This is a genomic window from Paenibacillus sp. GCM10027630 (assembly GCF_042676305.1).
In the GTDB taxonomy this organism is placed as follows: Bacteria; Bacillota; Bacilli; order Paenibacillales; family NBRC-103111; genus Paenibacillus_S.
The window spans coordinates 1-22,003 of sequence record NZ_JBHTGY010000030.1 but is presented as its reverse complement, the minus strand read 5'-3'; the positions used below and the strand labels follow the sequence as shown (position 1 = coordinate 22,003).

Genomic DNA, 22,003 nt, shown 5'->3' with positions numbered 1-22,003 from the left:
GCAAAAGGAAAGAGCATCTATTTCGGTACTTAACGTTTTCATTTTCGGTCAAACATGATAGAATTTAAAGAATGCAAGCATCATGAGTACCATGCAATTGACCCTAAAAGAAACGGGAGGCCGTACTTGAAATGTCTAAAACCAAAATGAGAAGTGATATGATTAAAAAAGGCTTTGATCGCGCACCACACCGCAGTTTGCTGCGTGCTGCAGGCGTCAAAGAGGAAGATTTCGACAAGCCATTTATTGCTGTTTGTAACTCTTACATCGATATTGTCCCTGGTCATGTTCATCTTCAGGAGTTCGGAAAAATCGTTAAGGAAGCAATCCGTGAAGCGGGCGGCGTGCCTTTTGAATTTAATACAATCGGTGTAGATGACGGAATTGCAATGGGCCATATCGGCATGCGTTATTCACTGCCAAGCCGTGAAATTATTGCGGATTCCCTTGAAACCGTAGTTGCAGCCCATTGGTTCGATGGTATGGTCTGTATTCCAAACTGTGATAAAATCACCCCGGGTATGATGATGGGAGCACTGCGTGTCAATATCCCGACAATGTTTGTCAGCGGCGGCCCTATGAAAGCGGGTAAAGACAAGAACGGTAAATCGATCTCCCTTTCCTCCGTGTTCGAGGGTGTAGGAGCTTTCCAAGCCGGCAGAATTGAAGAAGCGGATTTGACCGAGCTTGAACAATACGGTTGTCCAACATGTGGTTCATGTTCAGGCATGTTCACAGCTAACTCTATGAACTGTTTGGCAGAAGGTCTTGGCCTTGCGCTTCCGGGTAACGGAACGATTCTTGCTGTAGCAGAAGAACGTAAGGAATTTGTTAAGCGCTCAGCTAAGCAGCTTATGGAGCTTATCAAGCTGGATATCAAGCCACGTGATATCGTTACATTGGAAGCTATCGATAATGCGTTTGCTCTTGATATGGCAATGGGTGGTTCAACTAACACTGTACTTCATACATTGGCTCTTGCACATGAAGCAGGATTTGAATATCCGATTGAGCGTATCAACGAAGTAGCTAAGCGAGTGCCTCACTTGGCGAAGATTGCTCCGGCTTCCGATTATCACATTGAGGATGTTCACAATGCTGGCGGCGTAAGTGCAATTATCAATGAGCTGTTGAAAAAACCAGGCGCGTTGAATGGGGATTGCATCACCGTATCCGGTAAAACTCTTCGTGAGAATGTAGCTGGTTGCGAAATTTTGAATAAGGACGTTATCCATCCATTGGACAACCCGCACAGCGAGCAAGGCGGATTGGCTGTATTATTCGGTAATATTGCTCCTCACGGAAGTATTATTAAAGTAGGCGCAGTCGATAAAGAAGTTGGCGGCTACCATAAAGGACCTGCTATTTGCTTCGAGTCCCAGGATGAAGCTTTGTCAGGAATTGCTAACGGTAAAGTAAAAGAAGGGCATGTTGTCGTTATCCGTTATGAAGGTCCGAAGGGTGGACCAGGGATGCCGGAAATGCTTGCACCTACTTCGCAAATCGTTGGAATGGGCTTAGGCGCCAAGGTAGCTCTTATTACCGATGGCCGCTTCTCCGGCGCTTCCCGCGGAATTAGTCTTGGGCATATCTCACCGGAAGCGGCTGAAGGCGGTCCGATAGCTTTCGTCGAAGACGGCGATATTATTGAGCTGGATCTTGTTAATCGTACGATTGACCTTCAAATCTCTGATGAAGAGATGGAACGTCGTAAGGCGAACTGGAAGGGCTTTGAGCCAAAGGTTAAAACAGGATATTTGGCTCGTTATTCGAAGCTAGTTACTTCCGCAAGTACTGGCGGAGTTATGAAGATCTAATGTCAATATAAGATACGGCAGGAGGGGCAGTAATGTCCTTTCTGCCGTTTTTGCATTTACACCATCTGGGTAGGGCCTATTCTTCAAGAGTTTCCACATCGTCATCGCCTGAGGAATCATGGGTTGGGTGTGCTCCAGGGTAATCACGTGAAATACCTGCGTGCAGCTCGCGGTTTTCATAGGTAAAGCGATTTGGCGGGCGCTGATCCTCACGCCAAGGCGTACTTTTCCCAAGAGTCTCAGATATAAGGCTTGAGCCGTAGGGGCCTTCGGGAAATTCCTCGGCTATAAGGTCATTGCGCTGAGATTCCACGCTTGCCAGATCGGTATACTTATGACGTTCCTCTTCGATGAATTTATTTTTCTTTTGAAAAGAACTCATGGCTGCGGGCACCTCCTTAAATAGTGATTTTGAGTATAGGTTGTCCATTGCTAAAGCTATTATCCATTTTTCGCCGTATTTCGAGGGAATTCTCTTTTGTCTATTGCCACATTCCCCATATTGTGATAATATGGAAATAATTTCAAACCGTTGAGGAAGCACCTCTCTTACTTTTGTAGGAGGGGTGCTTTTTTGCGTTTGAATTAATACATGTTGGAGGGATGCTTGTTGAATATGATGTTTTTGAACAGCCTGGAGATGAAGGTGGGGGACGATCAGGTACGCAGTGCTCAAGTTTCCATAAGTGAAAATCAAGGGAATTGGTTTGTGGATTGGAAGGAAATGGATGGTAATGTGTTGTTATTACAGGAGTCATGGTATGAGGGGATTAGTCTGGAAGAGATGCTGACCGTATTCCGAACTCATATTTTTACGAAACAATGTCAAGGGTTCACACCTATATTCGATGGCAGAGTTCAGTCGGATGCTGTAAATCTTGAGAGCAGAGCAGCACAAGCCCAGCTTTTGCATTATTATAGTGAAATCCATGTGAATGATGAGCTGTACGAGCAGCTGCGGCAGTGGCGGCTAAAGCAGTCAAGCTTGGAGGGGAAATCGCCATTTCTGGTAGCTACGAACCGCTTGCTGCGTATGATCTGCACTTTTCTTCCGCATAGTCTGGAGGAGCTGCGGCAGCTTCCCGGTCTAGGGGCAAGCAAGATCGCAGCTTATGGCAATGACTTGCTTGAGTATACGCAAAAGCATGAAAGAGGCACTGAGTTTCCACTGCATTGGGTGGAAGCAGAGGTTGACCCAGCCAAGTTCAATGCATGGCTGCAGCATGAGAAGGACCGCAAGCTGAAGGCAGAGCAGAATAAGCGGGATACCAAGCGCAAGCTGCTTGAAGCTATTACACGCGGCGACAGCTTGGATGCATTGCGGGAGCAGACTCAGCTGCAGCGAAGAGATCTGCTGCTATGGATTGAGGAGCTGGATCGGGAAGGCTATGATCTGGAGCCATATATCGAGAGAATGCTCCTCGATGTATCCGCAGAGGAGCAAGAATTGGCTTGGGCTGCCTTTGAGCTGCAAGGAGACCGTTATTTGAAGCCGGTTCTGCAAGCTTTATATAAGCAAGAAGAGCTTGAAGCTAAGGAAGTGGACCGCATTTATGAATGGTTAAGAGTACTGCGGATGAAGTTCCGCCGTGTGAATACGGTGAGGCAGGCTGAAGCGGGCTAATAGTGGGCTTTTGGATGATATGAAAAGGCTTTTCACCTCGCCTCATAAGCTTGCAGGACAGGGTGAAAAGCCTTTTTGGTATATGGGCTTGTGAAGATATCAATTAAGAATGATGGCAAATATCAATGCAGGTGAATGCGCCTAATGTTTAGCTGAAGCAGGCTTATAGATAATTTATTTAACAATTAACACGGGTATCTTGGCATGTTGTACAATTTCGTAGCTCACACTGCCCAGCAGCAGCTCCTTGAACGTTCCTAAACCTCTGCTGCCCGAGATGATAAGATCAAATTGATGCTCTTCGGCATAGTCTAAAATGACTTTGGCTGGCGGTCCGCCATCAAGTAATGTAGCCGCTGCAAAGGGAAGATGAGCAATCTGCTGTCTGACTTCACTTGTTAGTGTCTCAGCTGCTTCATACAGATCGTCTTGCACCATTACAGGTGCGGTTAAGAGTGCATCGCCAAGAACAGCACTAGCGACTTGGAATACATGTACGACTTCAAGATAAGAATCCTTTAATGTCATTTTCATCTCAATAGCTTTGTGCAATGCGTTTTGCGCTGTTTCGGAACCGTCATAGGCAACCAATATTTTGTTGAACATGGCTATCACCTCTCTATTCGGTTTATCTAATTTATTAAACATTTCAGAATATTTTGAAACATGAGGTTCATGAAAAAAGCCTCCGCGCTGGCTGGATGCCAAGGCAGAAGCTTTGCAAAAATTGTTTACAGCCAATCCTTTTTTCGGAACAAAACCAACATGGATATACCGACAAGTACCATGAAAATGACAGCGGCAACTCCGCCAAACTCCCAATGAATACCAGGGATATATTCGAAGTTCATTCCATAAATACCGGTTATAAATGTGAGCGGCATGAATATGGTAGTTAAAGCCGTAAAAACACGCATGATTTCATTCGCCCGGTTGGCCAGGCTGGATTGGTAGGCCTCACGTAAGTTGGCCATCAAATCGCGGAATGTATCGAATGTTTCTGAGATTTTGACGGCATTTTCGTAAATGTCTCCAAAATATTTTTTGAGCGGCTCGCTGATCAATCTAAGTTCCTTTTTGTTTAAAGTGGAGATTACTTCTTTTTGTGGAACGAGAACCTTTTTCAACCATAAAATTTCACTTCGCAAACCGATGATTTCGTTCAAGTGAGATTTCTTGGTGTGCATTAATATATCTTCTTCCAGCTTCTCGATCTTAACCTCGATCCGATCGCCAACGCTGGTATAATTATCGACTACAAGATCCATCAAGTGATAAAGAAAACGGTCCGGCGCAGCAACCTCTTCCTCCCACAAAATGGGTTTTAATGCGCGCAGTTCATTAATTTTTTGGCGTGTAACCGTAATAATATAATGCTTGCCAAGAAAAATGTTCAACGCCCGCAGAAAGATTTCCTCGTCATCAAAACGAATGCTATTAATCACTATGAAATAATTAGAGTCATAAAGTTCGATTTTGGGACGCTGTTCTTCTTCAGTCAAGCAGTCCTCTACAGCCAATTCATGGAGATGGAATAAAGGCTGGAGAATCTCCAAATCCTCAGTATCCGCATCAATCCAGTAAAAGCCGTGCTCCGGCGCTTCCATTGCATGTGTTACATCTTCAACCAACGTAAAAATACCGTCCTGCACCAAACGTGTTTTCATCTGCCCCACCCCTTCACATAGATAAGTGACAACCAAACTTCATAGTGTCTGAAGTCATGGTTGCACTGTAACCGTGAGGAATACAGCACAGAAGAAACGTCGTCGATTTGTGCGAGACAGCTCCTTAGGTAAAATTGGATGAGATCAACCGTAAAATTAGGATAAAGCGGCTAAGGTCTGTTCGGCGCAAGCAAATCGGCGGCGTAAGCCGGCTGCATTCCAAACGAAATATTTGGTTGTACTTGAACGCAGATACTACTCCTCGGGTCTCCGTCCATTCGATTGCTGCACCCCTTTGCTAGTGTTGTCTAATACTTGTCTAGTATAACCCTTCATTTTCCACACATCAAGGTGAAATGAATGGATTCCATATGTTTTTTGTATGTATGATACTGTATGCAAAAAAGCGGGGAGAGGGTCCTCAGAATGAGCGGATCGGTTCAACTTTTCAACATTTTTTGACCGCTTGACGTTAAAGAAGTTTTCGTATAAAGTATTGCTATAACATCTGAATCTTATAATTCAGCCAAGCTGAATGATTTAGATGGTTCAAGAAAAGCTACCGCTTATACACGAATGTATCTTCATCGAATAAGCATCGAATGGAAGCTTTTCTTATAACATCTGAATCTTATAATTCAGCCAAGCTGAATGATTTAGGTGACAACTTAATAAACTTTAGATTTAAACTCTTATCAAGAGCAGGTGGAGGGACTAGCCCTATGACACCCGGCAACCGACAAACTTTTGTCAATACGCTAACAGCGTGTAGATAGAAGAATGCACGGTGCTAATTCTTGCGGAAGCTTCAAGCTTCTGAGAGATGAGAGAGGACATTGTTAAGTATATAACAAGGCCTTTCTCGTTTGCGCGAAAAAGGCCTTTTTTGTGCCTTTTTGCGGGATTTCGATGATATACAACGGAGATAATGCTTAAGAAGCAAGCTTTCTGCGAAACCACTTAAAGGAGTGATTTACCCATGCCTATTAAAATCCCCGACCACTTGCCAGCTAAGGACATCCTATTGAATGAGAATATTTTCGTGATGGATGAAACGGTTGCTTATCACCAGGATATCCGCCCCTTGAGGATTGCCATATTGAATTTGATGCCTACCAAGGAAACAACAGAAACTCAGATTTTACGATTAATCGGCAATACACCGCTGCAGTTGGAGTTTGTGCTGCTGCATCCGGGAACGCATACTTCGAAGAATACTTCTGCTGAGCATTTGGAGCAATTTTATAAAACCTTTGAGGATGTCCGGCATGAGAAGTTCGACGGTCTTATCATCACTGGAGCGCCGGTTGAGCAGCTGGAATTTGAAGATGTAACCTACTGGGAAGAACTGAAGCAAATTTTGAAATGGAGCCGCAGCAACGTCACTTCAACTTTGCATATATGTTGGGCAGCGCAGGCAGGACTTTATTATCATTTTGGAATACCGAAATACGGTTTGGATGAGAAAATGTTCGGCGTATTCCCGCATGTGACGACCAAGCAAAATGTTAAATTACTGCGCGGCTTCGACGAGATGTTTCTGGTACCGCAATCCCGTCATACCGAGGTTCGCAAAGAGGATATCGATAAGGTGGCTCATCTTGAAATTTTATCGGAGTCACCTGAAGCCGGTGTGTATATCGTAGGAACTAAAGATGGCAAGCATATATTTGTAACCGGCCATTCTGAATACGATGCTTGTACATTGAAAGCTGAATATGACCGTGACGTGAATAAAGGAATGGACGTAAAGGTACCTAAAAACTACTATCCTAATGACGACCCGTCCAAGCCGCCTCTTGTTTCATGGAGAGCCCATGCGAATCTGCTGTTTTCCAATTGGTTGAACTACTACGTGTACCAAGAAACCCCGTATGACTTACACAAGGAGGACTTTTCTATATGAACGAACAAAATAAGGATTTGAAAATCGAGAGCCGATTGGCTCAAATCGGTTCCATTGAGGAGCCGGTTACGGGTGCGGTGAGCTTCCCAATCTACCAGGCAACGGCTTTCCGCCACCCGCAGCTGGGTCAAAGCACCGGCTTTGATTATGCCCGCACGAAAAGCCCGACGCGCAAGGTGCTGGAGGAAGCTATCGCACAGCTGGAATCCGGCGACGCGGGTTTTGCCTGCAGCTCAGGCATGGCTGCTCTGCAAACGATCTTTGCCTTGTTTAGCCAGGGAGATCACCTGATTGTCTCGCTTGATCTATACGGAGGCACTTATCGTTTGCTGGAGAAAATTATGTCCCGCTTTGGTGTAACGGCAACTTATGTGGACACGAATGATCTGGACGCATTGGAATCGCATTATACTGCGAATACCAAAGCGATACTGATCGAAACACCGACGAACCCGTTGATGATGATTACTGACCTTGAGCTTGTATGCGGATGGGCCCAGAAGAAAGGCATATTATCGATCGTCGATAATACGTTGTTAACGCCTTTCTTCCAACGTCCGATTGAGCTCGGAGCCGACATCGTAATTCACAGTGCGACGAAGTATTTGGGCGGACACAATGATGTGCTTGCCGGTCTGATTGTAACCAAGGGCAAGGAACTTTCTGAGCAAATGGCATTTTTACATAATTCCATGGGTGCCGTACTAGGCCCTCAGGACAGCTGGCTGTTGATGAGAGGCATGAAGACGTTGGCGATTCGTATGGAACGCCATCAGTATAATGCTACCCAAATGGCCCACTTCCTTCTGCAGCATCCGCAGGTGGAGAGCGTATATTATCCGGCTTTGGAAACTCACCCAGGCTATGAAATTCAGCAGAAGCAATCTTCAGGCAATACGGGTATTTTCTCCTTTAAGCTTAAGGATGCCCGATTCATTGAGCCGATTTTGCGTCATATTAAATTAATTGCTTTCGCGGAAAGTCTTGGGGGAGTAGAATCGCTTATGACCTACCCTGCGGTCCAGACTCATGCGGACATTCCCGAAGAAATACGTCGACAACTTGGTGTGGATGACCGGTTGCTTCGTTATTCAGTCGGCATTGAGCACGTGGATGACCTGATTGCTGATCTGTCTAGAGCGATTGATCTTGCACAGGCGGAAGTCGAGGGGGTTTAGTCGATGGCGCGCAATCGTACCGAAGGACAAGCTGAACGTCAATTCGCAACGAAGCTCATTCATTTTAATAGAGCCATCGATTCAACAACAGGAGCTTCCAGTACTCCAATTTATCAGGCTTCAACTTTCCATCAAGAAGCTTTGGATGAGCAGCAAGAATTTGATTACACGCGCTCAGGAAATCCGACCCGTCAAGCTCTAGAGGATTACATTGCGGTGCTGGAGGGCGGAACGCGCGGTTTTGCTTTTGCATCAGGTATGGCAGCTATTTCGGCTGCTGCGATGCTGCTATCCGCAGGCGATCACGTCATATGCACTGAAGATGTGTATGGGGGCACCTATCGGCTGCTGAGCACGATCATGACGAGGATGAATGTCGAGACAACCTTTGTCGATATGACCGATCTGGATAAGGTAAAAGCGGCGCTCCAGCCGAATACCAAGGCTGTGTTCATGGAAACTCCATCGAATCCTACACTGAAGATTACGGATATCGGGGAAATCACAGCATGGGCTAAGCAGCACGACCTGTTGACGATGCTTGACAACACATTCATGACTCCATACCATCAACGTCCCATAGAGCACGGAGTTGATATTGTATTGCACAGTGCCACCAAGTTTTTGGGCGGTCACAGTGATGTCACTGCTGGTCTTGCTGTTGTTGCCAACGAAAGCTTGGGTATCCGTATGAAACAGCTGCAGAATGGGCTTGGAACCATTCTAGGTGTATCTGATTCCTGGCTGCTTATGCGTGGGATGAAAACCTTGAAAACACGCATGGATGCTCATGAGAAAAGTGCACAACGCTTGGCTGAGTGGCTTTCAGAGCATCCTGAAGTAGAAGCTGTATATTATCCTGGCTTACCGGGTCATCCTGGCCGTGCCATCCACGAGAAACAATCGCTTGGTTACGGAGCTGTCGTATCCTTCGATGTTGGCTCAGGAGAACGTGCCAAGAAGGTGCTGGGCAAGGTGGAGATTCCATTGGTTGCTGTCAGCCTGGGGGCTGTGGAAAGTATATTGTCCTACCCAGCCATGATGTCTCATGCGGCAATGCCACGGGAGGTTCGATTGGAGCGAGGGATTACGGACGGTCTAATCCGATATTCAGTAGGGCTGGAAAGCATCGAAGACTTGATTGCTGATCTGGAGCAAGCATTAACATTTGCCGAATAATGTCAAATTTTCAGCCGAAGGATTGTTAGTTGACATTCTTCGGCTGTTTTCTATATATTTTGAGCAATTGTTTAGTTCTTCGGCATCATTTTTAATTTGAAAGCGCTATCTTTATGTTATTATACTATTCACCAACGGTTAACTCATGATATGATTAATTTCAAATTTCCAACAATTGTTGGCGGCAAAATGGGGGATACAATGACCGTACTTTCTTATTCTAACTGGAAAGAAAAATTAAAAATGATTTGTTATTTACCTTTTTCCAACAAGTCATTGAAGTATTTCCCCCCTGATTTTTCACTACGCGATCCTATAGTCTCGATCCTTCAGCAATATCGGCGTCAAGGCGGTAATTGCGGTTTGCTTTTGTTTTATATGGAAGATTTCCATCATCTTTTTGCCACTTATCCCCACTCATTTATTCAGAATTTGCAGCAGCACATACGCATAACGATGCGCGAAGTGATACCAACATTTTTTAAGAAGCAAGATATTCTTGGAATTAAGCAATTTGGCGGTGAAGATTTCTGTATTTTCATCAAGGAGCATCAAGGCTTCACTTATGACGAGATGCATCGAAAATCCATTCTATTACGGAATGAGTTAGAGCGGAGACTGCGCTTGCCAGCCCGTTTTCATGAGGAAGCTTCATATACATTTCAGGTCGGCTGCTACATGATAAATCAGGATATTGAAAATACGGAAGCGGCCATACATAGTGCCTACCATTATGCCCATTCGATCGCAACCAAGAAATTGCCGCCCCATTTTACTAAATCAAGGCAGCATTTGGTTGATATTATACAAACGGAGAATATTTCCGTGCTGACGCAGCCGATTATGAACTTAAATACCGGTGAAATCTTCGGTTGGGAGATTTTGACCCGAGGCCCGCATAATACTCCTTTTCACTCCCCCATTGAATTGTTTGATTTTGCTTATCAGGCTGATCTATTATCAAAAATGGAGTTTTTAGTTATCAAGAAAGCATTTAATGAAATTGCCGTCAGACAGATCCGTGAGCAAGTATTTATTAACATCACACCTGTAACCTTGTGTCATCCGCTTTTTTTAAATGAACTGCTAGACGTCATGTCTCAGCATCCAGAAGTTTCACCTTCGCAAATTGTTTTGGAGATTACAGAACGCCATGCCATTCGAAATTTTGATTATATGGGTCATTTACTAACCAAATACCGTTCCCATGGCTTTCGTTTTGCTGTTGATGACGCCGGCGCAGGATACTCCAGTCTGCAAACGATCTCGGAGCTCGTTCCGGACATCATCAAAATCGATAGATCGCTTATTCAAAATATCGACAAATTTGAAGTGAAGCAGTCACTGCTTCGTGCCATGCTTCATTTTGCGGAAAATATTAATTGTCAAGTTATTGCTGAGGGTGTTGAGAGGCAAGAAGAAGCCGATGTCCTGTATGAAATGCAGGTACAGATGGGGCAAGGCTTTTATTTTGCAAGACCGGAGCCTTTCATAGCGAATCAAGACCGAACTCAACAGTTCCGGTTGGTGAAAGAGAAGATTAGAGGGAACCGCCAAGTATACAGCGCCTAGAGCTATGAACTAACCCAAGAGATTGCCGAAGAGCATTTTGCTCAGGGTAATCTCTTGTTTGTTAAATTTTAAACGGGATTTTCTTTTAATGACTAAGCCCTTCGTTTATGGTACGATAGTTTAGATGATTTTCTTCGTATACAAAACATATAGCCAGAATAAAAGGAGTGAGCAGGATGAGTTCCGTTGACCGCATCCTTGATAATGCTTTAGCAGGAAACCGTATCAGTCTTGAAGACTGCATCGAATTATATGGATCTGACCAGATTGAGAAAATGGGACATGTAGCCAATCGGATTATGCTCAAACATCATCCGGAGCCGATTACTACATTCGTCATTGGACGTAATGTCAATTACACTAATATTTGCGATGTGTATTGTAAGTTTTGTGCCTTTTACCGTGCTCCCGGCTCCAAGGAAGGTTATGTTCTGTCCGACGAGACCATCTTCAACAAAATTCAAGAAACGTTGGATGTGGGCGGTACAGAAATATTGATGCAAGGTGGGACTAATCCAAACCTTCCGTTTACTTATTATACAAATCTGCTTCGCGAAATTAAGAAGCGGTTTTCCATTCAAATGCATTCCTTCTCACCGGCAGAAATTTTGAAGATGAAGGATGTATCGGATGGGCTTACGCTGGAAGAGGTTATGCGTGAGCTGCATGAGGCTGGATTAGATTCATTGCCTGGCGGTGGCGCTGAAATATTGGATGACCGTACCCGGAGAAAGATCAGCCGTCTGAAAGGGTCCTGGCGTGATTGGATGGATGTCATGCAGACAGCTCATAAAATCGGCATGCATACTACAGGCACAATGGTAATTGGCTTTGGTGAGTCGATGGAGGAGCGGGCCCTTCACTTGCTTCGCATCCGTGACGCTCAAGACGAATGTATTGCGAATAAACATAAGACGCCAGGATTTCTGGCATTCATTTCTTGGTTGTTTCAGCCCGACAATACGAATTTGAAGGCTGAAAAGCTAGGACCACAGGATTATTTGAAGAATGTTGCGATCAGTCGGATCATGCTGGACAATATCCCTAATTTCCAATCTTCCTGGGTAACAATGGGACCGGAGGTAGGGAAGCAATCCCTTCATTATGGTTGCAATGATTTTGGTTCTACCATGATTGAGGAGAATGTTGTTTCGGCTGCAGGCACCACGCATAAGGTCAACATTTCATCCACCTTGGACATTATTCGTGATGCTGGCAAAATCCCTGCGCAGCGCAATACGAAGTATGACATTCTACGTGTGTTTGACGATGTTAACGAAAAGATTGAAAACGACTTTATGATGCAAAATTAATAGCTAATAAAAAACAACGAACCCGATTAATTCGGGTTCGTTGTTTCTTTTTGTGGATCATGGACTACCGTGCGGTTACGGCCATTTCTTTTTGCCTCATACAAGGCCTGATCGGCTCCTGTGAAAAGAGCCTCCTTCGTACAGCCCTTTACATAATCCTGAACACCGATGCTTATGGTTACCGCATTGCCTTTCAGTTCCTCATGGTGCTGCTCAGAAATGTAAGTGCGAATATTTTCAAGATTAAGTAATGACTCGTTTAATTCAATATCTGTGAAAATAACTGCGAATTCCTCGCCGCCATAACGGGCTGTAAAATCGTTGGGTGATACCATAGACGTTATCGACTGGGCGACCTTCTTCAGTACAATATCTCCTGCCCGGTGACCGAAAGTATCATTCACTTTCTTGAAGTGGTCGATATCCAGAACGGCAAGCTGGAAGGAAAGATTATACTTTTCCCCTTGCTCAATCAACTTATCCAAATACTCATGGAAGGACATATGGTTATATAATCCGGTTAGCGCATCGGTTTTTATCTGCTTGTCCATTATTACATTTTTTACAAGTAGATCTTGGCTGGATGCGAGTGAAGTTTGCAAATGCTTCAAAAGCTCGGACCCGCGGCTCATGACACTTATTGCAACAATGGCGCCACAGAGAAGAACACAGGTCATGATTATGAGGTCATTTGTTGAATACAAAGCAGTTTCACTTAAGCACAATAAGTAAAGAGCATAAAAGCTTATTAAACTTAGGATAGCCGAGAAAATAACCTTACGGAGCTGAAAATACAACACGGAGATTAGAATTGGAAGGTATAGTGTTGTTAATAAAACGCTGTCTTCAGGAAACGAATAAATCAAACTGACCGGAATGATGAAAGCGCCCGTAATAATAATATAATCGAGCCCTTTCTTAATCCAATAATTGGCAGCTTCCAAAGCCGCCACCCCAAGAACCCACACGACACCAAGCGTGATTATAGGAACCGAATCATATTGTTTGGTAAAGTAACTGATCACATTGTTAAAGATGGAGAGCAAGACAGCAAGGCCTATAATAATCCAATAACCGTTTATAATCTTACGGTTCCATAGAGGCAAGTTAACCAATTGTATAAAGTCAAACCCCATTCAGTTGTCACTCCATTATTGCGGCTTTCTAATTACTTAACTATACCATGGGAAATTGTTGTTTGTATATATGCCTTCAAGTGACCATATACTTTAAGTAGGAGCTACTAGGTAAGAAGGGAGTGAATGGTATGAAGCTGTTTGCTTTGACTTTAATGAAAGTACCGGAAGAATCGGTTCAACGACTTCATGAATCGGTTGCAGCTGCGGTATGGGATTCTTATAAACACAATGCGGTAATTGAACTGCAGCATGATAAAACCTGTTCCATAATTGAAGTTAATGGGGTTATGCCTCGATTTCAATTGGACAAACGTATGGACGCGCTAATTCAGAAGGTTTCTGAGAAAATTGCTGATTGGGTAATAAGCGATAAGGAAGAGGAATTGCTGAGGGCTCTGATTTTAAAAGAATTTGATTACAAACAAGAAACTGATATTAATTCCATTCTAGGCTACTATAGACAAATGCTTATGGTCGAAAAGACGAATGAATTCTGGGAGCAGCGTGAGATGGTACTGCGCCGTAAGGAGAAAATACGCCAGGGCATTCAAAGCTTTTTACAGGAAAATACAGTCTTAAACATCGATGGTTTCATGAGATTTAGATTAGATGAGTACACTGAAGAGCTTCGGGAAATCGCCGAATATGCCATTGATGAGTTTTTGATGGATCAACAATACCGGGAGTTTATTTCACTGCTTCAATATTTTGTTTACATCCAGGAGGCCAAAATTCCACTTGCCCATTTAATACATAAAGGCGGCAATGAGTTTTTACTATTTAACGAAGAAATGGAGAAAATCGATACATCCGGCGATACAACATTGACCATCGAAATGCTTGAAAAAGACATTAATTTCGAGGATGTCATTGTAAGTACTTTGATATCCGTATCCCCACAGCTTATTTATATTCACACAAGAGACCCGGATGTACAAATAATCCAAACCATTAAGCAAATTTTTGAAAACCGTGTTGAAATATGTGAATATTGCAGGTTATGCCAAAATCTTGACCGTTCGGCTGCATCTGATTATAATAAAGGATAAGACTGAAATCAAAGACAATAAGGATGAAGTACTGCGCAGAGAGAGGAGACTTGGCTGGAAGCTCCTTCAGTTTAAACGACATTCCTTTACCCCTTTGTAGTTGAGAGTTGGAACGCTGGCATTGTCGCCTGACTAGTATAATTCTCCGGTTCATTTCCGTTATCAGATGCTTATTGAGGATTTGTTGATCGGCCTGCATACATCAGGAAAGATTGCGAATCGAATTAGGGTGGAACCACGAGACCAAGCGCACTCGTCCCTTTCTGGGATGATGCGCTTTTTTTGTTTGCAAAAAAAGAATGGAGGCTGAAATGAAATGGCAGTAAAGGTAACATTTCCGGATGGAGCAGTTAGGGAGTATGAGCAAGGAACTACAATCGAAGATATTGCTGGTTCAATCAGCTCAGGGCTTAAGAAGAATGCAGTGATTGGTAAACTTAACGGAAAAGCGGTGGATCTGAACACAGCTTTGGAGCAGGATGCTGCGGTATCTATTGTCACATTGGACAGTGAGGACGGGTTGGAGGTATATCGGCACAGTACAGCTCATCTTATGGCTCAGGCGATTAAACGCATCTACGGTGAGAAGGCAGTTAAGCTCGGAATCGGTCCTGTAATCGAAGATGGCTTCTATTACGATATTGATCTGGAAACACCGCTAACACCGGATGATCTGGTTAAGATTGAGAAGGAGATGGAGAAGGTTGCTCAGGAAAACCTGCCAATCCGCAGACGTGTGGTCAGCCGTGAAGAAGCCAATCGTATTTTTTCCGAGCTTGAGGATCCATTGAAGCTTGAATTAATCCGTGATTTGCCGGAAGACGCTGAATTGACTATTTATGATCAAGGGGAGTTTTTTGACCTTTGCCGCGGACCACATTTGCCTTCAACTGGACGTATTAAAGCGTTCAAGCTTCTAAGTGTAGCAGGAGCCTACTGGCGTGGTGATTCGAAAAATAAAATGCTTCAGCGTATTTATGGAACAGCTTTCCCGAAAAAAGCGGACCTGGATGAGCATCTACATTTATTGGAGGAAGCTAAGAAACGTGACCACCGTAAGCTAGGCAAAGAATTGCAGATGTTCACCTTCTCCCGTGAAGTTGGCCAAGGCTTGCCGTTGTGGCTGCCTCATGGTGCCAAAGTACGCCGAACCATGGAACGTTATATCGTTGATTTGGAAGAGCGTCTTGGTTACCAGCATGTGTATACACCAGTGCTCGCTAATGTTGAATTATACAAAACATCCGGCCACTGGGAGCACTATCAGGAGGATATGTTCCCGAAAATGATTATGGACAATGAAGAGCTTGTCCTTCGTCCAATGAACTGTCCTCATCATATGATGGTATATAAAAGCGATATGCGCAGCTATAGAGATCTTCCGGTACGTATTGCGGAGCTTGGGACCATGCACCGTTATGAAATGTCAGGAGCATTGACTGGGCTTCATCGGGTAAGAGCTATGACATTGAATGATGCGCATATCTTCTGCCGTCCTGATCAAATCAAGGAAGAGTTTGCACGAGTCGTTAATTTGATTCGCCATGTTTATGAAGATTTCGGTATTAAGGAATACCGCTTCCGCTTATCCTACCGGGATCCTAAGGATACTGAGAAATATTTCCCGAATGATGAGATGTGGGAAATGTCACAACGCATGCTGCGCGAGGTAGTTGAGGAATTGGGATTACCGTTCTATGAAGCAGAGGGTGAAGCTGCCTTCTACGGACCGAAGCTTGATGTTCAGATCAAAACTGCACTGAAGAAGGAAGAGACTTTGGGTACGGCCCAATTGGATTTCTTGCTGCCTGAGCGTTTTGAGCTTGAATACGTTGGAGATGATGGGCAGAAGCATCGTCCTGTTGTTATTCATCGCGGCGTCATCTCAACAATGGAACGTATGACAGCATTCCTTCTGGAAAATTTCGCTGGAGCTTTACCAACATGGTTATGCCCGGTACAAGCGAAGATGATCCCGGTTTCAACTGCGTTCGAGAGCTATGCTAAAGAGGTAGCTGAGAAGCTTCAGCTGGCTGGCGTACGCGTGGAATCCGATCTTCGCAACGAGAAGCTGGGCTATAAAATACGTGAAGCTCAGCTGGAGAAAATTCCTTATATGCTTGTTGTAGGGGAAAATGAAATGAATAGCTCAAGTGTATCCGTACGTAAGCGTGGAGAAGGCGATCTGGGCGTTCAGAGCTTGGATAGTGTTGTAAGTCTAATTGAAACGGCAATTAGAACAAAGCAAATCGACTAATGGATGATACAGGGCTGTCTCAAAAGAAGGCATATTGGGATAGCCTATCCATCATTTTATCTTGAAAATATGGTTGCAAAAAGAACCCTCAATTCCAACTTTGATAGTGGATTTGAAGGGTTTTTTTGCACATTTCATGGGATTCAATTACTAGGACTAGGGAGTACCCTTTGAGGCGGCCCTTACTCGGTCTTCTCAGCTAAATGCAGAGATGAGGCTACTTCGCGCGCGAATGCCTAATCTCGGGTATCGGAGTTTAGAGTTCGGAGTTCGGAGTTCAGTTACGTCATTGCATCGCATCCAGGTGAATCCCACGCAAATAACAGGAAAATGTCAGGTTAATTGCACCGAAAAATTGCGTTCCGAACCCTATAGCTGGAATTTCTCATGCTAATTTTACTGATTTTTAATGATATCACCAATATCGGCTATATTAGCGTTAGTTTTTCCAGTTATATTGATTTCAAACGATATCCAGGCTGGATTAACGTGAGGATTTCCATCTATTTCCTTTCCTTCGGCAATCGCCCAAAATCCCAATCTCCTCTAGGATAAAACGCAATATTCAAACATTCGTTCCCTCCATTCACGTAAATAATATCCCCAAAAGTGCTGCCTCTAAAAGCTCAGGCTATTTTTGCACAACCCCGTTTTTTGTAAGTAACGACTGTTTATCAGGTATTCAATATGGAGCATTCAAATTCTTAGAGGTTAGTGTCAGCGGTACTCTAAATGGATTTTACGTATAATTCCTTCAATTAATGGACAGCCTCTTATAAATAAGGGGTGGTTTAAAGAAGCTATGTTACCTAAAGCCGTAAATCATGCAAGGTGGATCTTTTTGTTTGCTGTTTTGCTGGTGTTGTTTCTTCTGTTCGTGCAGGAGCAACGGGATCAGGTTAGTGAGGCCTCGCAAATGTATCCGGTGCTTAACCGGGAGCAGGAGCAAGCTCGTGACCCAGTCAGTAAAATACAAGATCAGGATCCTAAAAGCAATGAGACGAGGGCTGTGTCCACTGTAAGCTATAACCTCCAAGCAGAGAATAAACAAAAATCGAATAAATATAACGTCATACCTAATTTAAACCATGACTTGTCCCGGTTAAAAGCTGTGGAAGTGGTGGCTACTGGGTATTATGCTGGCAAGGAATCGACAGGGAAAAATCCTGGGCATCCTGAGTACGGGGTCACCTATTCGGGTATGAAGGTAAAACGTAATAAAAACTCTCTGTCCACGATAGCGGCCGACCCTTCGGTATTTCCGATAGGAACCGTATTGTGGATTCCTGGCTACGGTTATGGTGTTGTTGCTGATACAGGCGGAGCCATTAAAGGAAATCGGATTGACCTTTACTTCGAGACGAAAGACCAGGTCTACAAGGAATGGGGCAAAAAAACCTTGAATGTCTTTATCGTTAAACAAGGCGGAGGGAAAATTACCGAGGTCATGTGGAATCAGCTGCAAAACGAAATATTGTTTTAAATTTCCAACATAAAACATGGTTGTTCGTCCCATACTATAGTTGTGTAAGGGGAGGTGATAAACCATGGCAAAAAACAAAAACAACAATAAATTCAACAACAACAACAATAACAACCAACAGCAACAACAAAATGATACAGAGTTTTCTGAAGAGGTTTTGGCTAATAACGTAAAGCGTGCTGCGCAAAATAATCCAAGTCAAAGCACGAATGAGAGTTCAAAACAATAGTCATTGATTAAGTGGTGTAAGTAAAAGTGCCAGGGTTGCATATAAATGTGCAGCTCTGGCATTTTTATTTAAAATAAATGTTTTCAAAGCGGCTGCTTTAGTGTAAAATATTATTATTGTGATGATAGTTAACATGAAAAGACAGGTGATATTCCATGCTGAATGCTCTGTTAACAGGGAGTACGATTCCAGTGAATAAACGAAAAGCAGCCGAAGTGTATCCGTTTTTGGAAAAGTATATGGCTCGTAAAGAAGAGCAAATTGCGGAGATTGAACAGGTTATTGAGCGTTACGAGAAAAAGCGTCAAATGGAAGAAAGAAGCTACCAATCGATGTCACCTTTACGCCGGATGTTTACGGGGAAAAAACCGGATCATCATCTAGCAGTTGAATATATCCACTATGTTAAGAAGCCGTTGCAGCAGATTCGGCAGCTGCGTGCGGAGCTGGAGAATGCCAGGTTAATTTTGAACAATAGTGATCCTGCTGATCTGGTAACAATCAGTGATGATTTGGAGAAGGAACTAGTTTAGATTTTAGTTAACGTAATGGCCGGATTCCTTGGGGAGTCCGGTTTTTTGCGTATGTTTTGTATGCTATGAGTTTTCAATTTAAGGCTCTGTTGCCATCATAGAGGAGGTGCTTTTGATTTATAAGACAAGATTCGATATAATGTGACTACGGCATGCAAGTGTGGAGCTGGCAAATTTTCTCTTGTACGATAATATGGATGGAGGAGATTTGAATATGAAAATGAATAAACTATACATTGGACTCCTGGCTTTAATGTTAGTGGGGACAGCATGTACTAAGCAAGAAAATAAACCGGCTCAAAATACAGAACCGCCTGTTAGTTCTCCAAGCGGTATTCAACCACCAGCTACAGCACCTAGCGGGAACAATACGCCAGTGACTCCACCAGCAAACAACGCCGATGCTTCCAAGCCTGATTCAGGTAAAACAGATCCTGCTCCGGTAGAAGCGCCAAAGGGAGCGAAAGAGCAGCCTATCGCAACCAAGGAACAGTTAGATTCTGTTGATTTCGGAATGACTTATGATGAAGTTTCGAAAAAAATGGGGCAAATAGGAAAGCTAACGTCAGAAAGTAAAGACGATAGTGGCATGAATGTTTTCCAAACTTATCAGTACAAAACAAAAGATGGTCAGAACATGAATGTTACCTTTAGAAATGGTAAAGTGCTGAATAAGTCGGGTTGATTAATCTTAATGAATGTATTTGTATGGAAAAAAAGTGTGTTCCCCAGGTCATCGCAGACCAGTGGGGACACACTTTTTTTGTTAAGTGATATGTGGGTTAGCTGTTCTTTAATTTGGTTAACTCAATGAAATCGTTGTCTTGACTGTATGCCGGTACTCCATGAGTTCCAACATCAAGGCCGACCAATTCTTCATCGCGGCTTACACGTGCAGGAACGAAAAGATTAATCAGCTTAAAAGCGATCCAGGTCATTCCAAAGCCCCATACGAGGACAATGATGAGGCCTAGGGCCTGTACTCCGAGGAGATTCCAGCCGCCTCCATAGAAAAGCCCGCTGTAGCCTTGGCCAATACCTTCTGTGAGTTCCGGTTTTGCGAATAAGCCTAGAGCCAAAGCTCCGATGCTCCCGCTTACTCCGTGCACAGCAAAAGCACCAACTGGATCGTCAATACGTTTGGATTCCAAAAACTCTGTAGCAAATACCATTGCAATACCGCAGACGGCTCCAATCACAATGGCAACAACGTCACTAACGAAAGCACAACCAGCTGTGATTCCAACCAAACCAGCCAGAGAGCCGTTGATGACCATAGGCGGATCAGCTTTCCGGTAGCGGAACATTGTGAACAAAATACAAGTGGCGCCACCTGATGCAGCGGCCAGCATGGTCGTAACGGCTATATGGCCTATAGAGCCGTTAGTTGCACTTAGTGTGCTGCCGGAGTTAAAGCCGAACCAACCGAACCAGAGAATAAAAGCGCCGACTGAAGCCAGTGGAAGATTGGATGGTGGCACGATATTAGGAGTACCGTTTTCCGAAAATTTCCCGATGCGCGGCCCGATGAACATTGCAGCTGCTAAAGCAGAAGCGCCGCCTAGAGCATGAATAACAGCGGAGCCGGCAAAATCGATCATGCCAAGGCTGCCAAGCCAGCCTCCCACGCTCCAAACCCAATGGCCGGCGATAGGATAAATAAGTCCTGTCATAGCTATTGTATAAAGAATATAAGCGTGGAAGTTAATTCGCTCTGCCACTGCACCGGATACAATGGAAATAACGGCGATAACAAAAGCGCATTGAAATAACCAATAGGTGTCATTAGTGATCGTAAGCTTGATGTGTGTGAGGTCTCCTCCCATCATAAAGCCGCTTGTTCCAATTAATCCGTTGAAATCCTTTCCATACATGAAAGCGAAACCAATAAAATAAAAGACAAGTGCCCCGAATGTAATATCGACAAATACTTTCATAATGATGCTGACTGCATTTTTCTGTCTTACAAAACCGGCCTCCAGCAAGGCGAATCCGCCTTCCATCAACAAAATCATCGCTGCGGTAAGAACCACCCAGATGGTGTCTAATCCACTAGCCAACGTGGAAATATCCATAGAGCTCATCTCCTTGTTATACGCAAATTATGCGCTTACTCCGCCCATTATTATACGTTTTTGATGGTAGTTATGTCAACGAATTACGTAAGATATAATGACATGTAGCTAATAATGTTCAGTTATCCTTTTACAGCATAATTTTTGCATTTTACGATCATTCTATTAATAAAATTAACTGGAGGATTTACAAATGATCCCTTTGAAATTTGAATTAGTTGACCGCGAGGAAGCATTTGATGAAGTTCGCAATTATTTGCATGAATTTGATTTTTCGTTAGGTGGCAATTGGGATTATGAACACGGCTATTTTGACCGTAGCTTAGATGAAGCGAACAAAGTGTGGCTGCGTATTCCTTTTGAGGTGACACACGGAGCATTGGATGGAGATGCCGACTCAACGGATGCGATTATTCACTTGGGAACTCCATTTGTATTGAAACACGTATATAACGAAGGCTTGGATAAGGAAGCCAAGGTTAATTTTACCGGAGCTTTGATCGATCAGTTTCAGGAGCCGATTGACAAGGATGCACCTNAGGTTAATTTTACCGGAGCTTTGATCGATCAGTTTCAGGAGCCGATTGACAAGGATGCACCTGTTGAGGCGCAATGGGTAGATAAAGCTCAGGATCTGCTGAGTCAAGTGGAGAGTACATTTCCGTCCTAGGTGGTTCGAACCCCCCAAACCCCCGAAGTTATCATTCCCCCCACCCCCCCCCTTTCTCCAAAGGGGGGCCCCAGGGTGCTGGCGCCCCTGGACCCCGCAAGGTTGGTGGAGAGAGGTTATTTGGTGCTTCGATGGGAACGTTGGTGGATGGAACGCGTCGGTCGGGGATCCTTTGGCTGACGCGAAGGTAGCCCCTCCACGCTTGAGGTTATCAATCCCCCCCACCCCCCCTTTCTCCAAAGGGGGGCCCCAGGGCGCTGGCTCCCCTGGACCCCGCAAGTTTGGTGGAGAGAGGGTTATTTGGTGCTTCGA

At 44.1% G+C, this 22,003-nt stretch carries 19 protein-coding genes and 1 riboswitch; of the genes, 14 read left to right on the top strand and 5 right to left on the bottom strand.

Translation table 11 applies throughout. From position 1 onward, the window contains the following. Positions 1 to 131: 131 nt before the first annotated feature. The gene (gene ilvD, locus ACFQ0C_RS13425) at positions 132 to 1,817 is read left to right on the top strand and encodes a dihydroxy-acid dehydratase (RefSeq protein WP_379367521.1); all 1,686 of its coding nucleotides are present in this window, start codon (positions 132 to 134) and stop codon (positions 1,815 to 1,817) included. A gap of 76 nt (positions 1,818 to 1,893) precedes the next feature. Here the strand turns inward: ilvD and ACFQ0C_RS13420 are convergent, their stop codons facing one another. Then, complete coding sequence (locus tag ACFQ0C_RS13420; protein WP_258214982.1) at positions 1,894 to 2,199, bottom strand: hypothetical protein; 306 nt, start codon at positions 2,197 to 2,199, stop codon at positions 1,894 to 1,896. 234 nt (positions 2,200 to 2,433) lie between these two features. Here ACFQ0C_RS13420 and ACFQ0C_RS13415 point away from each other — a divergent pair, with 234 nt between their 5' ends. Continuing rightward, positions 2,434 to 3,441 carry an HRDC domain-containing protein gene (locus ACFQ0C_RS13415; RefSeq protein WP_379367638.1) on the top strand — a complete coding sequence of 336 codons (1,008 nt, stop codon included), beginning with the start codon at positions 2,434 to 2,436 and terminating at the stop codon, positions 3,439 to 3,441. A gap of 174 nt (positions 3,442 to 3,615) precedes the next feature. On the opposite strand, the gene ACFQ0C_RS13410 is transcribed toward ACFQ0C_RS13415, so the two are convergent. Together ACFQ0C_RS13410 and corA are read right to left on the bottom strand one after the other, a co-directional pair. After that, positions 3,616 to 4,047 carry a universal stress protein gene (locus tag ACFQ0C_RS13410; RefSeq protein WP_258214981.1) on the bottom strand — a complete coding sequence of 144 codons (432 nt, stop codon included), beginning with the start codon at positions 4,045 to 4,047 and terminating at the stop codon, positions 3,616 to 3,618. A 125-nt stretch (positions 4,048 to 4,172) separates the two neighbouring features. Further along, on the bottom strand, positions 4,173 to 5,108 hold the full coding sequence (corA, locus tag ACFQ0C_RS13405) for a magnesium/cobalt transporter CorA (RefSeq protein WP_379367518.1): 936 nt from the start codon (positions 5,106 to 5,108) through the stop codon (positions 4,173 to 4,175). A 689-nt stretch (positions 5,109 to 5,797) separates the two neighbouring features. Further along, positions 5,798 to 5,938, top strand: a riboswitch (SAM riboswitch). 149 nt (positions 5,939 to 6,087) lie between these two features. Between corA and metA the strand changes: the two genes are divergently transcribed. The 5 genes from metA to mqnC all read left to right on the top strand — a co-directional run bounded on the left by metA (position 6,088) and on the right by mqnC (position 12,256). Next, positions 6,088 to 7,014: a homoserine O-acetyltransferase MetA gene (gene metA / locus ACFQ0C_RS13400; protein ID WP_258214979.1), complete on the top strand. Its 927-nt coding sequence runs from the start codon at positions 6,088 to 6,090 to the stop codon at positions 7,012 to 7,014. Beyond that, entirely contained in the window at positions 7,011 to 8,192 is a 1,182-nt protein-coding gene (locus ACFQ0C_RS13395; RefSeq protein ID WP_258214978.1) for an aminotransferase class I/II-fold pyridoxal phosphate-dependent enzyme, read from the top strand. The genes metA and ACFQ0C_RS13395 overlap by 4 nt, the downstream gene beginning before the upstream one ends. A gap of 3 nt (positions 8,193 to 8,195) precedes the next feature. Next, on the top strand, positions 8,196 to 9,371 hold the full coding sequence (locus tag ACFQ0C_RS13390) for a trans-sulfuration enzyme family protein (protein WP_379367515.1): 1,176 nt from the start codon (positions 8,196 to 8,198) through the stop codon (positions 9,369 to 9,371). Between the two features lie 150 nt (positions 9,372 to 9,521). Then, entirely contained in the window at positions 9,522 to 10,943 is a 1,422-nt protein-coding gene (locus tag ACFQ0C_RS13385; protein ID WP_379367512.1) for an EAL domain-containing protein, read from the top strand. A gap of 176 nt (positions 10,944 to 11,119) precedes the next feature. Beyond that, entirely contained in the window at positions 11,120 to 12,256 is a 1,137-nt protein-coding gene (gene mqnC / locus ACFQ0C_RS13380; RefSeq protein ID WP_379367510.1) for a cyclic dehypoxanthinyl futalosine synthase, read from the top strand. A 26-nt stretch (positions 12,257 to 12,282) separates the two neighbouring features. On the opposite strand, the gene ACFQ0C_RS13375 is transcribed toward mqnC, so the two are convergent. Then, on the bottom strand, positions 12,283 to 13,392 hold the full coding sequence (locus ACFQ0C_RS13375; protein WP_258214974.1) for a GGDEF domain-containing protein: 1,110 nt from the start codon (positions 13,390 to 13,392) through the stop codon (positions 12,283 to 12,285). 131 nt (positions 13,393 to 13,523) lie between these two features. On the opposite strand from ACFQ0C_RS13375, the gene ytxC reads away from it, so the two are divergent. The 6 genes from ytxC (at position 13,524) to ACFQ0C_RS13345 (ending at position 19,631) form a co-directional block, all read left to right on the top strand. Continuing rightward, positions 13,524 to 14,444 carry a sporulation protein YtxC gene (ytxC, locus tag ACFQ0C_RS13370; protein WP_379367508.1) on the top strand — a complete coding sequence of 307 codons (921 nt, stop codon included), beginning with the start codon at positions 13,524 to 13,526 and terminating at the stop codon, positions 14,442 to 14,444. A 316-nt stretch (positions 14,445 to 14,760) separates the two neighbouring features. Continuing rightward, the gene (thrS, locus tag ACFQ0C_RS13365; protein WP_379367506.1) at positions 14,761 to 16,701 is read left to right on the top strand and encodes a threonine--tRNA ligase; all 1,941 of its coding nucleotides are present in this window, start codon (positions 14,761 to 14,763) and stop codon (positions 16,699 to 16,701) included. Between the two features lie 802 nt (positions 16,702 to 17,503). Further along, the gene (locus tag ACFQ0C_RS13360; protein ID WP_258214971.1) at positions 17,504 to 18,184 is read left to right on the top strand and encodes a 3D domain-containing protein; all 681 of its coding nucleotides are present in this window, start codon (positions 17,504 to 17,506) and stop codon (positions 18,182 to 18,184) included. A 64-nt stretch (positions 18,185 to 18,248) separates the two neighbouring features. After that, positions 18,249 to 18,413 carry a hypothetical protein gene (locus ACFQ0C_RS13355; protein WP_379367503.1) on the top strand — a complete coding sequence of 55 codons (165 nt, stop codon included), beginning with the start codon at positions 18,249 to 18,251 and terminating at the stop codon, positions 18,411 to 18,413. Positions 18,414 to 18,604: 191 nt separating this feature from the next. Then, on the top strand, positions 18,605 to 18,946 hold the full coding sequence (locus ACFQ0C_RS13350; protein WP_379367501.1) for a hypothetical protein: 342 nt from the start codon (positions 18,605 to 18,607) through the stop codon (positions 18,944 to 18,946). Between the two features lie 214 nt (positions 18,947 to 19,160). Continuing rightward, the gene (locus ACFQ0C_RS13345; protein ID WP_379367499.1) at positions 19,161 to 19,631 is read left to right on the top strand and encodes a hypothetical protein; all 471 of its coding nucleotides are present in this window, start codon (positions 19,161 to 19,163) and stop codon (positions 19,629 to 19,631) included. Positions 19,632 to 19,728: 97 nt separating this feature from the next. Here ACFQ0C_RS13345 and ACFQ0C_RS13340 read toward each other — a convergent pair whose 3' ends face one another. Further along, the gene (locus ACFQ0C_RS13340; RefSeq protein ID WP_379367497.1) at positions 19,729 to 21,021 is read right to left on the bottom strand and encodes an ammonium transporter; all 1,293 of its coding nucleotides are present in this window, start codon (positions 21,019 to 21,021) and stop codon (positions 19,729 to 19,731) included. Between the two features lie 193 nt (positions 21,022 to 21,214). Between ACFQ0C_RS13340 and ACFQ0C_RS13335 the strand changes: the two genes are divergently transcribed. Beyond that, entirely contained in the window at positions 21,215 to 21,691 is a 477-nt protein-coding gene (locus tag ACFQ0C_RS13335; RefSeq protein WP_379367495.1) for a YugN family protein, read from the top strand. Positions 21,692 to 22,003 lie beyond the last annotated feature (312 nt).

What these genes read in the sequence shown, in the direction of transcription:
- ilvD (WP_379367521.1), top strand. Translation starts at nt 132, where the DNA reads ATGTCTAAAACCAAAATGAGAAGTGATATGATTAAAAAAGGCTTTGAT.
- ACFQ0C_RS13420 (WP_258214982.1), bottom strand. Translation starts at nt 2,199, where the DNA reads ATGAGTTCTTTTCAAAAGAAAAATAAATTCATCGAAGAGGAACGTCAT.
- ACFQ0C_RS13415 (WP_379367638.1), top strand. Translation starts at nt 2,434, where the DNA reads ATGATGTTTTTGAACAGCCTGGAGATGAAGGTGGGGGACGATCAGGTA.
- ACFQ0C_RS13410 (WP_258214981.1), bottom strand. Translation starts at nt 4,047, where the DNA reads ATGTTCAACAAAATATTGGTTGCCTATGACGGTTCCGAAACAGCGCAA.
- corA (WP_379367518.1), bottom strand. Translation starts at nt 5,108, where the DNA reads ATGAAAACACGTTTGGTGCAGGACGGTATTTTTACGTTGGTTGAAGAT.
- metA (WP_258214979.1), top strand. Translation starts at nt 6,088, where the DNA reads ATGCCTATTAAAATCCCCGACCACTTGCCAGCTAAGGACATCCTATTG.
- ACFQ0C_RS13395 (WP_258214978.1), top strand. Translation starts at nt 7,011, where the DNA reads ATGAACGAACAAAATAAGGATTTGAAAATCGAGAGCCGATTGGCTCAA.
- ACFQ0C_RS13390 (WP_379367515.1), top strand. Translation starts at nt 8,196, where the DNA reads ATGGCGCGCAATCGTACCGAAGGACAAGCTGAACGTCAATTCGCAACG.
- ACFQ0C_RS13385 (WP_379367512.1), top strand. Translation starts at nt 9,522, where the DNA reads ATGATTAATTTCAAATTTCCAACAATTGTTGGCGGCAAAATGGGGGAT.
- mqnC (WP_379367510.1), top strand. Translation starts at nt 11,120, where the DNA reads ATGAGTTCCGTTGACCGCATCCTTGATAATGCTTTAGCAGGAAACCGT.
- ACFQ0C_RS13375 (WP_258214974.1), bottom strand. Translation starts at nt 13,392, where the DNA reads ATGGGGTTTGACTTTATACAATTGGTTAACTTGCCTCTATGGAACCGT.
- ytxC (WP_379367508.1), top strand. Translation starts at nt 13,524, where the DNA reads ATGAAGCTGTTTGCTTTGACTTTAATGAAAGTACCGGAAGAATCGGTT.
- thrS (WP_379367506.1), top strand. Translation starts at nt 14,761, where the DNA reads ATGGCAGTAAAGGTAACATTTCCGGATGGAGCAGTTAGGGAGTATGAG.
- ACFQ0C_RS13360 (WP_258214971.1), top strand. Translation starts at nt 17,504, where the DNA reads ATGTTACCTAAAGCCGTAAATCATGCAAGGTGGATCTTTTTGTTTGCT.
- ACFQ0C_RS13355 (WP_379367503.1), top strand. Translation starts at nt 18,249, where the DNA reads ATGGCAAAAAACAAAAACAACAATAAATTCAACAACAACAACAATAAC.
- ACFQ0C_RS13345 (WP_379367499.1), top strand. Translation starts at nt 19,161, where the DNA reads ATGAAAATGAATAAACTATACATTGGACTCCTGGCTTTAATGTTAGTG.
- ACFQ0C_RS13340 (WP_379367497.1), bottom strand. Translation starts at nt 21,021, where the DNA reads ATGGATATTTCCACGTTGGCTAGTGGATTAGACACCATCTGGGTGGTT.